Genomic DNA, 12,447 nt, shown 5'->3' with positions numbered 1-12,447 from the left:
TTAGTTTCCTACCTGACGCCAGCCGCCGCTGGCCGTTCTGACCATTAATGCGCGGTAATATTTGCCCATCGTGCGGGCATCCCCTAAATCAACCCGGTTCTTAATGCCCGTCATAAAACAGCCGGTCGGCGCTTCCCAATCGGCCTGTGCAGTAAAAGAGGCATTCTCAAGTGCCTGACTCCCGCGCTGTACGTCGTAGACATAGCGGTTATTACCGTAGGCATAAATATCATTACGTAAATCGCTATTCGCCCAATTGCGAGTCGCTGCAATTTCGTTGTTTAACTGCTCTTTGGTGGGCAGGGCAATAACGGCATTGCTGGACAGGTGACGCATATAGGGGCTAGCAGCATCGCCAGAAGCAAATCCAGCCCAGCTGGCACCATCTCGCATTAAAAATCTGTCATCGGATTCATATTTTGTATACGAGTCGCGCTGCGGTGGCGGAAATTTAGTGGTGTAAACCTCCCCCATGTCGGAGGCATCTACCTGAATTTTGACCTTCGCCCCCGTCCAGCCGATATAGACTTTATTAGTCTGCATACCTACACCGCCGCCTTGCTGAACGGCGGCAAAATTCCCAACATTCCCCAGCCCGACATTCGAGTTGGTGAGATTAATGTCTTTTGTGCCATCAAAGGCCACACCTGCAATTTTTCGCGCCGTGGCTAGTTTGGTTGCCGCCACAGCTGTGCCATTACTCGGCAATCCACCCAGATTTTTTAATGCTTCGGTTGCAGTTTTTGCACCGGTGCCACCGCTGGAAATAGGCAATGCGGTGGTTAGTGTCAGGCCATACGCCCCGGTAACTTCCAGACCGCCGTCCATCACCCAGTTATCCGCCGTGCCATTCGTCACGTTTGACGCTCTTTTTCGCAGGATCCACCTGCCGTTAGTGGTATCCCAAAAACCGAAATTGCCCGCGCCTGAATAGTTCACAGAGATCAACGGATGCGCAGCATCTGACGAGCTGAATTCACACGCACCATCATGGCGGCTGAATCTCACTAATCCTTTAAATTCGGTGTCACCAGCAAATGTCGCATTGCCGCTATCACCATCTAAGGTGATAGCGGATTTAACCACTCCAGCATCATTTCTGGCATTGAGAAATAACCTTCCGCCACCGGTGGTGTTGTACTGAAAACTCACCCCTGCGAGAATGCGACCGTATGGATCACCCGCCGCTGTTGTCAGGCGGGCGGCAATATCGCCAACTCCGATCACTGAGCCAGGTCGCACCCCCTCCACCTGATCAAGCCGGTTATAAGTGGTGTATGCTGAAAACGAATCTGCTCTGGAGATCAGTTGTCGATAACTTGCGATGTTTTCCCGTTGTGTTAGTGAGCCGGAAAATACCGCAGAGGTACCTTTGATTTCGCCAGTAAGCACGCCGCCAGTTGAAGCAAGTGCGCCCACGTCCGCCGGTGTTAGGATAAGGTCTGCTGTCAGCGGCTTTTTATTCACCGTGCGCGTTTTCGGCACGCCGTTTAAGTTATTCAGCGCTATGGCTGGATCAGCGATATCGGTGAGGTTTTTATCCCTGCGCAGATATTGGCTGCTGCCCTTTGGACGTAAGTCTGTGATAACGCCGTTCGCGTCGATACTCGCCAGGGCAAAGACATAGTGCGCAATGCCGTTGGTGGTGTAGTCGGCAAGCGTGGCCGCAACGGTGAATTTAATGTCCGTTTTAAACGCGCTGGTCAGCGTGCCCTGGTAGCTGACGTCTGCCCAGACTTTGGTCGGCTTGGTCGACACGGCAACGTTTTGATTTGCCGCCAGCGACGCACGAAGCCCGCCCACATAGCCTAAACCCTTGGTCACAAAATACTGGGTGCCGGTTTTTGCCACTAAAAAGCCGTTATCGAAAAACGCACCGGCGCCGTAAATATCCAGCGCGTTCAGGCGATCGGCTTCATCCATCCCGGCCAGGCGGGCGGTAAAATCAATCTGCCACGTCTCTGCCGGGGTGGTGATGCTCGTCGCTGTCTGTGCGCCGCTGTATTCCATCAGCATTGAGCGCACCAGGACGTTGCCCTGTTGACCGCTGGCATTTTTGACTTTGCGCTGCGTCGGGGCGTGAATGATCATGGCGAGCGTGCCGCTGGCCTTATTAACCAGCCCAATCCAATTGAAGTCAAAATCCCCCACGTCGGCGCCCAGCGTGACCGAATACACCACGGCGTTGGTATTCACTACACCGGTTTTGCCCACGGCCTGACGATACACAATCTTATCGGCGGCGGGGATGCCTTCGGTGTTGCTGATAGGTTTTGTAACGTCCAGACCCGGCACGTTCGCAAAAATAAATTCGTCGAGCGTGACGGCTTTATTATCGACCGCTTGCTGCGCTTTCCACTGGGTAAACGCTTTGGTAATGACAGCTTGTGACATGTTGTTCCCCTACAAACTCGCGCTATACGTTGCGCTTAATTCGGTGTTGATGTCGCCCAGGCTGGCCGGGTAACAAATATATTCACCCTGATACCAACCGATGTTGATATGCAGGGGCAGCGAGGTGATCACCTCAAACTGATAGCGTCGGCAGGTGCGGCCATATTTGCGGATAATCTCTAAAAGGAGATCGCTGTTATCCGCAACCTGGCTATCAGTCACCCGCACGACGATGACGTCCCAGTCAAGCCCGTCCTGACGCTCCAGCAATTCGACATAGCCAATGCCCAGGCGGCTGAATATGGCGATAAACCCGGCAACCTCCCCGGCGTCTTGAGCATTGATGAAGGCGAAATTCACACGCTTGCGGTAGAGGCTCAACGGCTCCCCGTTAAACCGGGTGATGTCGCGTTCCCAGGCAAGCAGGTTTAACAGCGGTTCGGCACAGGTGAGCGGGTCAAACTGTTTGAGCGGCCAGGTTACCCACTCGTAAACCTGTGACCAAAAGCGGACGCTTGCCCGGAGTAATTTCGCGGGTTCGCCTGCATCCATCCATGACGGCAGTTTCAGGCTTTTAAGCTGGGTCAGGAAATCAGTCATTGCGGATCTCCACGGTCAGCCCGGCCAGACGCGGGACGGAAAGTTCGCTGATAATGTCGGCCAATGAAAAACTCAGCGAGTCGATAACCGGAAACGTTTTATGTAATTCGCGGCCCAGATTGGAAAAAGAGAAGCGAGCGTAAGGCCAGGTCTTTTTGACCTCATAGTTGGCATTTTCCCGAAAGGCGCAGCGGATCAAGTTGGTCACACCGGATTGCAGTTCGGCCAGTTCTTCCGCCGTCATGTTCTCTTTACTCAGCACATACACCGTCACGGCCAGCGTGTGCGTAGTGTCAGGCATGGCGAAACACTGCAAATCATCGCCGTGGCCGTGGTGGCCCTGGCTGTTGATGTAGTCATTCACCGCGTCGATAAAGGGCTGCGACGTCTCGCCGCTGTCGAGCAGCAAATAGGCGTTGGCGGTACCGGGGCCGCGCGGGGCATCGTGCAAAAAGAAAATGCGATCCACGCTCAGGCCCACCACGCTGGCAATCATGCTGCGGTAAATGGCGTCCGTGTGGTAGTTGCCCACCAGGTTAAACTGGTTGCGGGTTCGGTCGCGCAGCTCGTCGTCGGTTTCTTCATCGGCGCCCGGCGTGGTCAGCCAGTCATCTTCATTGACCACGCTGGCGATACCGGCCACGGCGATCGGCAAAATGCGGTAATAGCCCGGTGCGAGGTTGTAACCCGTTCCGTTACCCGTGGCGGTGACGTCGATTAAGCCGCTTTCAACACCGGCTGGCAGGGTAACGTCGCGGTTCACACTCAACCCATACACCACGCCGTTGATGCGCTCCGTCTGGATAAGTGTTCCCGCGTTAATGGTCACGGCATTGGCGGCGGTGGTTTTGTAAAAACGGATGACGCCCGCCGCCGCGCTGGCCGGTTTGGCTTCGATGTTCACCGCCCAGGCGAGAAGGCGCAGCATCGGGCCGGTGGCCGTCGCGACAAACATATTGGTTAACACGACCTGGACTAACACGTCTTTCAGCCACAGCACCGGCGTGCTGACGATTTTTTGAATAAGCCGCCAGAACGGGGACATGCGCGACGTATTGGTCACATAATTTTCATCTTTTACGATGGCTTTAAATTCCGTGTCGATTTCGGCTTCGGTGGTCGGCATCCCGCTGTCGCGCAATACCTGCTCAAAATCAACGGTCGGTTTCTCAGTCATAGTTCATTCCCTGGCTAACCTGGCCGAAATCGTAGGTTTCGGCAGTGATGTAAAGGCGCGACAAGCTTTCTTCGGTGATCACAATCGTGCCGGGTATCAGGCGGGTGTCACTTTCTACCAGCAAGGTCAGCTGCGTGAGGACGTCGCCGCGCATGGTCGGGCTGCGTTCGCCTATCAGTTTGGCGGTGATGCCGCTTTCTAAGATGCTGTGAATAATGTCCTGGCCGATGCTGACGCGGTTGTTGCACAGCTGCGGCTCGTTGCCGCTGTCGAGCGTGAAATCCCGGCCAGTAATCAGCAAATCAATGTAAATCGGGGTGTCGCTCATCCTGCGTTCATCTCCTGCCATTCGGCCAGCTGGCCGGGGGTAATGCCGTTCGGCGCGTTGATGTAGGTATCACCCCACGTTTTGCGGCTGTCGACGACGGTTTTGCTGTCGGATTTAACCTGGCTCATCAGCCCTTCGCGCGGGACGACCGAACCGACTTTGTTCCCGGATAATAGGTTTTCACCCCCGGCCAGCTTGGGCGGCTTGGCTCTGTCAGCTGTGGCCGCCGCCAGCGCAGGGGCGGGCAGTTCTGTGGGAAGCGGGGCCGACATCAGCGACGGTGCACGGACTGCCGGGACATTCACCTGCGGCAGCGTTGACACTGGCGGCGGCAAATTTACTGCGGCAGACGGGACGGCCACCGGCTGCGGCGGCAGGCTGATACCCGGTGAGGGGACGGCGCCCGCTTGTGTGGGTACCTTCGCGTTCGTCGCCGGTGTCTCGACGGTTTTCAGGTCGATATTGACGCCGGGGATTTTGTTTAGCTTTTCGACTATCCAGTTATAAGTCGATGCAAAGGTATTTTTCAGCACGTCAAACAGCTTGTTGAAGACGCTGCCGATGGCCTCGGAAAACCCTTCGAACGCGGCGACCGGGGACAGGCCGGTAAAGAATTGCACTACGGCGTCCCAGCCCTGGGCGATGGCATCCCACACGACGGCAAAGACCTGGCCGACTTTTTCGGCTGTCTCCATCACCCAGGCAAATGCGGCGGTTTCCATCACGGCGGCTTTCAGCTCATCCCAGTGCGTGACCACGTACCAGATACCCACGGCCAGCGCGGCCAGTGCGGCAATGATTAAGGTGATCGGGCTGGTCAAAATCTGCATCGCCACCCCGGCGAACATCGTCGCGGCGCCGTAAATGCGCATAGCAATGGCCCCGGCTTTCAGGACGGCATTCCAGGCAAACAGGGCCATGCGGCAGACGCCCGTCCAGACCGCCAGTAATTTGGACTGGATCCACAGACCGGCCAGACCGATACGGGTAGTAATCAGGGAGGGGCGCAGTAAATTCAGCGTCCAGGTGAGCGCCTTCCAGGCGAGGCCCAGCACTTTGGCGATACCGGTCAGCCCCATCATGGTGAAGCCAAACACGCCCATCACGATGTTTGCAGCGGCGCCGACCAGGCCAAAGGACAACACGGCAAGCGTGATGTAACCCAGCCAGCGGGCGATGTTCGGGAACATATCCAGCCAGCGGGCAAACTTCGCGCCCACGTCGGCCACGCGGTTAATCAGCGGGGTGAGGATAGGGAGTAAGGTGTTACCAATGGCGACGCGAATCGCATAAAAAGACGCGGTGATCCGCTCCCAGGGTTTCGCCATTTTGGCGGCCATTTCCTCGGCCCGCTTCATGCCGTCATTGCGGCCCAGTGCGCTGATGCTCTTATTGAGAATGTTTTGCTGGCCGTACAGTTTTTTAATCACGTCGGCCCCGCCGCCGAACGCGGCGTCTAACGCCTGCTGGGCCTTGACGTTGCCTTCAATGCTCTGGCCGTATTTGTCTTGCAGCTTTTGCAGAATATCGCCCATTGGCAGCATCTTGCCGGTGGCGTCGACAAAGCTCATGCCCAGCTTTTCGGCAGCGGCGGGCGCACTGCGGAGGAACTGCTCATAAATGCCGCTGGATTCGGTGCCCAGCGTGCGCGACAAGGTGCCCAGCACGGCGAACTGTTCGTCCATGCTGACGCCAAAGTCAGCCCCGGCATTTTTGGTGCCTTCGATAAGCTCCTGCATGGTCTGCATTTTCACGCCAAAGTTTTGCACCATGTACGCCGTTTTCCCCGCCAGTTCTTCGGCAAAACGCACGTGTCCCAGGCTGGACAGGTCACTGTTAAAACGCGCGGCCATCGCGCTGATGTATTCCCCGGCTTCCTCGCCGCTGGCTTTAACCCCTGCGGCCAGCGTGTTGGCGGCCAGCGTCACGCGCGGCAAGTCCTGGTCAGCAAGCCCGGCCATTGCGCCTTTGATCGCATAGCTTGAATTGACCACGTCGACCGCGCTTTTGCCGTAGCGGATACTGAATTTAAGCGCCGAGCTTGACAGCTTATCGAGCGTGTCTTGTGCCACGCCTTTGGTACCAATCTCCGAAAGCGCCGCATTCATTTCATACGCCGGGCCGACTACGCCCTGGATAGACTGGGCGACCGCCCAGACGGCGGCGGCCCCGATACCGATTTTTTGAAATGACGCCTGCGATTTTTCGGCGAAGCCGGTCAGCGACGCCTGCGCGGTTTTTAACGGTCGCGTCAGTTTGTCGATTAGGCTCAATGTAAAATCTAAATGGCTCATCTCAATTTCCGTTTAAGGCTATCGCGATCCCCTCCGCCGTTTTATAGGCTTTGGTCTGCGCGAAATACTCGTCAAGCCACAACGCGCGGGCGAGACTTTCTTCGGTATCGTCTTCGTGGGGGAGGTAATAGCGGCGCAGCGTCAGGTACTGTTCCAGCGCATTGGCGCGGATGGCCGCTACCCGCGCCTTTAGTTTTTTATTTCAATCTCAACCTGCGGCGAGTAAATCGAATTCACCTTATCGGCGATTTGCAGCTCAACGCCCGGATAGTCGTCAAGCAGCTGCGTGAGCGCGGCCTTTGAGTCCGGCGACACTATGCGGCCCAGATAGGTGACCATGGGCGCCATTTTGTTGGTCTGGGTGACTTCATTCATCAAGCCATTAAACGCGGTCTTGTTTGGCTCAAAGGTCAGCGGGACACCGGCCACGGTCATGGTGATGGTTTTATTTTTTGGGATGCTCATTGTTCTAATTCCTTACGTTCTCGGATGATGCCCACCAGGGCGTTATGTCGTGCGGCGCAGTCGGTATACAGCTGAAAATACCGTGTCAGCGCCGCGTTAAAGTCAGTGCCGGTTTTGCCCGCCAGTCGAGGCAGGTTGACCGGGCACAGGGTCAGCTGGTTTTCCTGATAGGGTTCGCTCGGCGCGTTCAACGCCCTGGTTGAACACCCGGACAGACTCATCAGTAGCGCAGACGTTGCTAAACACCGGCTTAATAATTTCCGTGCGGATTTCCCGCTCGGTGTGAATTTCATTGGCTTTCAGCTCCGACAATTTGTTTTCTAACGCCTGGCCGGATTGCCGGGTTGTCTCGGTAACAATCAGGCGGGTTTTTTCTGCTGACTGGTTAGCGGCCAGTTCGTTTTTTGCATCGTGCCAGCCGTGCGCTATCCAACCGCAAAAGGCCCCGCCTAACATGAGATATAAATAAAACAACATATCGCGCCACATCAGCGCATGCCGTTATGTTCAAGGCTGAAATGGTTGCCATCCGGGTTGGTCTTGAAGCGACCGCCCCAGCTCCCGCCCAGGCTTTCCCAATACTCGCCCAGCGGCGTGAATGCGCGGCTGTCGGTCTGCCAGACGCCGCCGATAAACAGATTAAAATCCACGGCCAGACGCTGGGTGTGCAGGCTGTTGGCGATACCGGCGCCGCTTTTCGCGTTCAGCTTTGCCTGTTCCGGCGTGCGATAGGCTTCGCCGAACGTCAGGGCGTAGCCGTTGGCATCGGCCCAGGCGATCAACTTGCCCACCATGCGGGTGAACTGCTGTTGTTTTTGGCTCAGTGTCATGGGTTCTCGCCCCTCTTTTTAGCCAGCCGGTGGTCTAGCCAGCGTTTGAAATACTCTTCGATGATCGCGCTGCCCAAAATGCCCAGCCCGCACGCGATGCCGATCACCGCCAGTTCAGGCATGTTTTCGAATTGCAGCAGGGCAATCCCGGCGATCGGTGCGACCGCCGACCCTAAAATTATCCGGCCCAGCAAGGTGCGCACCGTAATGCGCTCGTTGCTGACCATGAGTTGCCCCAGCCCAATGACCGCGCCAATTAACAGCAGCTTGGTCAGGAGTGAGGTTTCACCGTTTGGCATTGCGTTATCCTTTCAAGTCGCGCGTGTCGCGGGCTGACAGATAAGGCACGCCGTCGATCGCGACAAAGTCCGGGCTGGTGACCATGAATTTGATTTTCTTCGTGGTCTTGCTGGCCTCAGACGGGGCGATGTTGACCAGGTCGGACAGCGTCGGGACGCAGCCAAACACCTCGATTTTTTCCTCTTCGTCGCCCACGTTGGCGTAGAACAAGAAGTCTTTTTCCGCGATGTCACGCCACGAACCCGCCGCACGTGCCACGGCGGTGAATTTCTTGAAGTTCAGGGAGTCGACTTCGATTTCGACGTCTGCCGTGACTGAACCTTTGACGTGGCCGTTGGGTACGCCGCGCGTTTGCACGGCGGTGCTGTTGTCGGTGATGGTCACCGTGGCGTTTTCGACGTGGATCATGACGCTGTCATAGTTCACGTCGAACGAACCGCCGCTAATGCGTTCTGTCATGGGTTAGCTCTCCAGTGAGGTGTCGAGTTCGATACTCACGCCGATTTCTTTCGCGCTTTCGTACGGTCGCACTACGATAAAAATTTGCACCTTGACGCTGCTCGACCAGGTGATGCTGATGTCTCCGTCTTTCGGCGGTTTGACTTCGCCCGGAAACTCCACCCCGTTGATTTGGGTGGTGATCGCCATATCGCGCAGCGGCTTGCCGAAGTACGTCACGTGGGCGGCGATGCTGCCCGGCGTGCTGTTGAGCGAACGGTCGGCGATTTTCGGGATAGCCCGCAAACGCACCTTGCGAGACGCTTTATCGACGATGCGCACGTTTTCAATGGTCTGGTAGTCACCGCCTTCCACGTCCAGCGTGCGACCGTCCGACCAGTAAATGCCGTCGAAATCGTGGTACCACATCGGCACGCTGAACCGGTTGGCTTCCAGCGCTTGCAGCACGGCCAAATCAATCTCTACGCCGGTGCCGTCTTTGGGCAGGCTGTCGCTGCCGAGCGCGGTCACCGCACCCGTCGCCACGCGGGCGGGGCTGTCGGCGATGGTCACCGAACGGTTGCACAGGCGACCAGCAAGAACGCCGGGTTCACTCCCCCACAAGCGCGGTACCAGCTGGACGCCGGGAGAGGCGATCCCTTCTTGCAGCAAGGCCATGCGGGTGAGGTAGTCGGCCCACGTTTCAGCAGACTGCGGCCCGCCCACGGACAGCGCGAACCACACGAAACGCCCGTATTTGGCTTGCAGGGTGGATCGCATTTCCGTAGCCCGGTTGATGGTGGCCGGTGTTTCGGTATCGAATGCCAGGACAACGCCTTCGACCGATGCCACGTTCTGCCCGGCCTGAATGGCGGCCATCCAGTCGGCATCCGGCGTGTAGTCTTCTGCCTCGGTATCGGGTGCCGCCAGTACGTGAACGAAGGCGAACCAGTTTTGACCGGCGTTGTTCGCAGCGGCGGCAACCAGGGATTTCAGCAGGCTGGCGTTATCGCCCAGGGCTTTATCCAGATCGCTGCCGGTGTTTAACGCCTGGGTTTTCCCGACGTTGGTTGTGCCGTAGCCGACATACAGGACGACGCGCTCGACGTCGGTCGTGGTGCCGTTGAAGCGGTTAATCTGACTGACGTTGACATTAGGCCAGGTCATGATGGTTACTCCGTGATGTCCTGCGCGTTGACGTCCCAGCCGAAGCCGATCGCCTGCAATTGCCGCGCAAGTATTTTGTTGAATTCATCGTTGCTTACGCCTAAAAACACGCGGCCAGGTAAATCAATCGTCCAGGTGCGTTTTGACGGTGTGCCCCGTAATTTTTTAATCAGCAGCCCCGCCTGGGCCATGCTCATGGTTTCCATGATTTTCTTGCTGGATGGCTTCACCCAGCGTTTTCCCTGGCGAACTTTGTAGCCCAGCGCGCGCAGCTTTTTAGCCTGTCGCGGCAGCGCGGGCCGGTTGGCCTGCGGCTTTCGCGGGGCCTTATCGGCGCTCATGGTGGTACGGGTGCCGTTTTGCTGCGCCGCACCGACCACGCCTGCCGCAATGGGCTTCGTCCCGTTGCGGTAATTCCCGCCCTTGAGGTAAATCCTGACGCCCTGAATTTCGGGCATTTCACGCACGGCCAGCAGTTTAGGCAGGCCGCGCAGCATCTTGCCCTTGCCGCGTTTTCGCGGTGACCAGGGCGTACCGTCCGGGTTCGCCTGATTCCGCTGGTTGCGTTTGGACGCCACGATGATGCCGAGTTTGGCGATACGCCATAAAAGGCGCTGGCGTTTCTTCGGCGGTAAATCAGCGGCGGCCAGTGCCGCACGCAGGTTTTGCAACTGACGTTTATTCAGTTCACCGCGGATCACGATTCACCCGCGTGCTGCGTCACTATCTCGGCCTCTGTCGCTGTCCAGACTTCGGCGCCGACCAGCTCCCAGCGCTCACCCTTGAACGGTATCGCTCCGGTGTTGCTGGGTTTGATGATGATCGGGTCAGCCAGGGCGACCACGATGTCCAAAATGCACGAACCTTCATCGTCAAACTCCGGGTCGACCGTGGGGTCGGGAAGATTTAACTGTCCGTGCAGTTCGTTGGCGTACTCATCAATCCACGCCAACACCAGGGCATACACCACGCCGGGCGAAAAACGCCGGTAAGGGAAGTTGTCCCAGGATAAATGCGCGTTGTATCGCAATATCCCGATGCGCCTTTGCCCCAGTCCCAGCGCTTTGGCGTTGCGGCTGATCTCGCAATCGTCCATCGCGCTTTCAAACATCTGCATGGCCTCCGGGGGCAGGTTCGCGGTAATGAATGCGGTCAGGCTCTCCAACTGGCTCATATCAGATGCACCCCGACGCGCGGCAGCTGCAACATGTTGCGCATGACGTAAGCCGCCTCGGCCAGCAGGTTGGCGCGGGTGTCGGTGCTTTCCTGTCCCGGATGCGATTCACGGCGTCCGATGGTGGCGAACTCCCCCAGCAAATCAGCTTTCGCCCTGGCATAGACGGCCTTTTTGTACTGCGCCGTCAGCTGATTTTCATCGCCCAGCGTTGCACCGGGCACGTCCTTAGCCTTGGCGTTTCCCTTGCCTGTCCAGTAGGTGACCACGTCGCCCAGCGTGTCGTTGACCTCAGCAATGGCGGCCAGTACCGCCACGCCTGCAATCTCTGGCGGCAGGTCGGCGGGCAGGGTGCGCGATTTCTGAAACTCGGCGAGGTTCAAATCGGGCCAGAACGCCACGCCGTTGGTGATCGTGTCGTTCTGATACGTCACCGGCGTGCCGCTGATGCTGAAACTTGGGGCGCTCATCGGGTACACCTCTAAAAATGTGAGAAGCGGGCTAACGGTTTCCACGGCCAAAAAGCTTTACGGGCTTTATGCCTCCACCGCGCCCGCCCCGGCTAGCGGTAGTCGTTACTGCGCGACCAGGCTGTTAATGCGGGCCTGAATTTTCACGCGCATGGTTTTTACACCGGCGTTTCGGTTGAACTTTTCCGCCTGGGCGAGCAGGGCGTCGGCCTGTTCCAGCGTGTCGACGTCTTCCACGGCGGTGGCTCGCGGCGTGCCGTTCTCGTCGCGCAACATGTACAGCCCGGCGAACTTGAACCATTTGGCGTTGATGTCTTCATGCAACCGCCACTTGTCGCGGATGTTGTTAAACGTCCGGGTGAAGTAGGGTTCCAGGCTGTGACCGGCCTCTGCCTCGGTGATGGCCCATTCCATAACGGTATCGGCCACGAACGCCGGTAAGGTGCTTTTGAAGTTGTCAGGCATGGCCTGACCTTCGGCGATGGCCGCGTCTGCCCAGTCCAGCGCCTTTTCCATTTCCCCGGTGTCAAACAGCCAGATCACGCAGTACACCAGGGCCGGATTTGCATAACGCTTATCACCGGCGAGGTAGGCTTCTACGGTCGGCAACCAGCGCGGCAGCAGGTGATCGCGCTTGAACTCGACGCGGTCTTCTGTGCGCGGCAGGCTGCGCAGCTGCGTGACGTCGCTTTGCAGTTCCAGCTTTTGCAGGTGGAAACTGACCGGCGAAGCGGTGAGCGCTTCGCGGTTGTCCAGCGCTTTGGCGGCCTTAACCTGCGCACGGTGGCGTTGACACGGGGACATGGCCAT

16 protein-coding genes are annotated in these 12,447 nt (G+C 57.5%); all 16 read right to left on the bottom strand.

The features are described from left to right. A complete protein-coding gene (locus J1784_RS26585) occupies positions 1-2,394 on the bottom strand; it encodes a phage tail-collar fiber domain-containing protein (protein WP_238485695.1) in 2,394 nt (797 codons plus the stop codon). Between the two features lie 9 nt (positions 2,395-2,403). After that, the gene (locus J1784_RS24075; RefSeq protein ID WP_217151286.1) at positions 2,404-2,994 is read right to left on the bottom strand and encodes a hypothetical protein; all 591 of its coding nucleotides are present in this window, start codon (positions 2,992-2,994) and stop codon (positions 2,404-2,406) included. Beyond that, positions 2,987-4,171 carry a baseplate J/gp47 family protein gene (locus J1784_RS24070; protein ID WP_217151285.1) on the bottom strand — a complete coding sequence of 395 codons (1,185 nt, stop codon included), beginning with the start codon at positions 4,169-4,171 and terminating at the stop codon, positions 2,987-2,989. The genes J1784_RS24075 and J1784_RS24070 overlap by 8 nt, the downstream gene beginning before the upstream one ends. Next, positions 4,164-4,499, bottom strand: a complete 336-nt coding sequence (locus J1784_RS24065; protein ID WP_217151284.1) for a DUF2590 family protein — start codon at positions 4,497-4,499, stop codon at positions 4,164-4,166. Before J1784_RS24065 ends, J1784_RS24070 begins: the two co-directional genes overlap by 8 nt. Further along, positions 4,496-6,793 carry a phage tail tape measure protein gene (locus J1784_RS24060; RefSeq protein WP_238485694.1) on the bottom strand — a complete coding sequence of 766 codons (2,298 nt, stop codon included), beginning with the start codon at positions 6,791-6,793 and terminating at the stop codon, positions 4,496-4,498. Before J1784_RS24060 ends, J1784_RS24065 begins: the two co-directional genes overlap by 4 nt. A 1-nt stretch (position 6,794) precedes the next feature. After that, positions 6,795-6,932, bottom strand: coding sequence for a DUF6890 family protein (locus tag J1784_RS26955; RefSeq protein ID WP_420804000.1), 138 nt, complete (start codon positions 6,930-6,932; stop codon positions 6,795-6,797). Positions 6,933-6,982: 50 nt separating this feature from the next. Further along, on the bottom strand, positions 6,983-7,258 hold the full coding sequence (locus tag J1784_RS24055; RefSeq protein ID WP_217151283.1) for a putative phage tail assembly chaperone: 276 nt from the start codon (positions 7,256-7,258) through the stop codon (positions 6,983-6,985). Positions 7,259-7,360: 102 nt separating this feature from the next. Beyond that, a complete protein-coding gene (locus J1784_RS24050; RefSeq protein WP_217151282.1) occupies positions 7,361-7,747 on the bottom strand; it encodes a hypothetical protein in 387 nt (128 codons plus the stop codon). After that, entirely contained in the window at positions 7,747-8,088 is a 342-nt protein-coding gene (locus J1784_RS24045) for a M15 family metallopeptidase (RefSeq protein ID WP_217151281.1), read from the bottom strand. Before J1784_RS24045 ends, J1784_RS24050 begins: the two co-directional genes overlap by 1 nt. Further along, positions 8,085-8,387: a phage holin family protein gene (locus J1784_RS24040; protein ID WP_217151280.1), complete on the bottom strand. Its 303-nt coding sequence runs from the start codon at positions 8,385-8,387 to the stop codon at positions 8,085-8,087. The genes J1784_RS24045 and J1784_RS24040 overlap by 4 nt, the downstream gene beginning before the upstream one ends. A 4-nt stretch (positions 8,388-8,391) precedes the next feature. Continuing rightward, entirely contained in the window at positions 8,392-8,847 is a 456-nt protein-coding gene (locus J1784_RS24035; protein WP_217151279.1) for a phage protein, read from the bottom strand. Positions 8,848-8,850: 3 nt separating this feature from the next. Further along, positions 8,851-9,993: a DUF2586 domain-containing protein gene (locus J1784_RS24030; RefSeq protein WP_217151278.1), complete on the bottom strand. Its 1,143-nt coding sequence runs from the start codon at positions 9,991-9,993 to the stop codon at positions 8,851-8,853. A gap of 5 nt (positions 9,994-9,998) precedes the next feature. Next, positions 9,999-10,697, bottom strand: coding sequence for a hypothetical protein (locus J1784_RS24025; protein WP_217151628.1), 699 nt, complete (start codon positions 10,695-10,697; stop codon positions 9,999-10,001). Then, entirely contained in the window at positions 10,691-11,167 is a 477-nt protein-coding gene (locus J1784_RS24020) for a phage tail protein (RefSeq protein WP_217151277.1), read from the bottom strand. Before J1784_RS24020 ends, J1784_RS24025 begins: the two co-directional genes overlap by 7 nt. After that, positions 11,164-11,637, bottom strand: a complete 474-nt coding sequence (locus tag J1784_RS24015) for a head completion/stabilization protein (protein WP_217151276.1) — start codon at positions 11,635-11,637, stop codon at positions 11,164-11,166. Before J1784_RS24015 ends, J1784_RS24020 begins: the two co-directional genes overlap by 4 nt. Positions 11,638-11,742: 105 nt before the next feature. Further along, on the bottom strand, positions 11,743-12,447 hold the full coding sequence (gene gpM / locus J1784_RS24010; protein ID WP_217151275.1) for a phage terminase small subunit: 705 nt from the start codon (positions 12,445-12,447) through the stop codon (positions 11,743-11,745).

Source organism: Rahnella ecdela, from assembly GCF_019049625.1.
Lineage (GTDB): Bacteria > Pseudomonadota > Gammaproteobacteria > Enterobacterales > Enterobacteriaceae > Rahnella > Rahnella ecdela.
Note: the sequence above shows the minus strand (reverse complement) of the source record. Positions and strands in the feature narration are given on the sequence as shown.

Bases quoted from the DNA above. Each gene is read 5' to 3' on its own strand.
- J1784_RS26585 (WP_238485695.1), bottom strand. From the start codon at position 2,394: ATGTCACAAGCTGTCATTACCAAAGCGTTTACCCAGTGGAAAGCGCAG.
- J1784_RS24075 (WP_217151286.1), bottom strand. From the start codon at position 2,994: ATGACTGATTTCCTGACCCAGCTTAAAAGCCTGAAACTGCCGTCATGG.
- J1784_RS24070 (WP_217151285.1), bottom strand. From the start codon at position 4,171: ATGACTGAGAAACCGACCGTTGATTTTGAGCAGGTATTGCGCGACAGC.
- J1784_RS24065 (WP_217151284.1), bottom strand. From the start codon at position 4,499: ATGAGCGACACCCCGATTTACATTGATTTGCTGATTACTGGCCGGGAT.
- J1784_RS24060 (WP_238485694.1), bottom strand. From the start codon at position 6,793: ATGAGCCATTTAGATTTTACATTGAGCCTAATCGACAAACTGACGCGA.
- J1784_RS24055 (WP_217151283.1), bottom strand. From the start codon at position 7,258: ATGAGCATCCCAAAAAATAAAACCATCACCATGACCGTGGCCGGTGTC.
- J1784_RS24050 (WP_217151282.1), bottom strand. From the start codon at position 7,747: ATGTGGCGCGATATGTTGTTTTATTTATATCTCATGTTAGGCGGGGCC.
- J1784_RS24045 (WP_217151281.1), bottom strand. From the start codon at position 8,088: ATGACACTGAGCCAAAAACAACAGCAGTTCACCCGCATGGTGGGCAAG.
- J1784_RS24040 (WP_217151280.1), bottom strand. From the start codon at position 8,387: ATGCCAAACGGTGAAACCTCACTCCTGACCAAGCTGCTGTTAATTGGC.
- J1784_RS24035 (WP_217151279.1), bottom strand. From the start codon at position 8,847: ATGACAGAACGCATTAGCGGCGGTTCGTTCGACGTGAACTATGACAGC.
- J1784_RS24030 (WP_217151278.1), bottom strand. From the start codon at position 9,993: ATGACCTGGCCTAATGTCAACGTCAGTCAGATTAACCGCTTCAACGGC.
- J1784_RS24020 (WP_217151277.1), bottom strand. From the start codon at position 11,167: ATGAGCCAGTTGGAGAGCCTGACCGCATTCATTACCGCGAACCTGCCC.
- J1784_RS24015 (WP_217151276.1), bottom strand. From the start codon at position 11,637: ATGAGCGCCCCAAGTTTCAGCATCAGCGGCACGCCGGTGACGTATCAG.
- gpM (WP_217151275.1), bottom strand. From the start codon at position 12,447: ATGGCCATGTCCCCGTGTCAACGCCACCGTGCGCAGGTTAAGGCCGCC.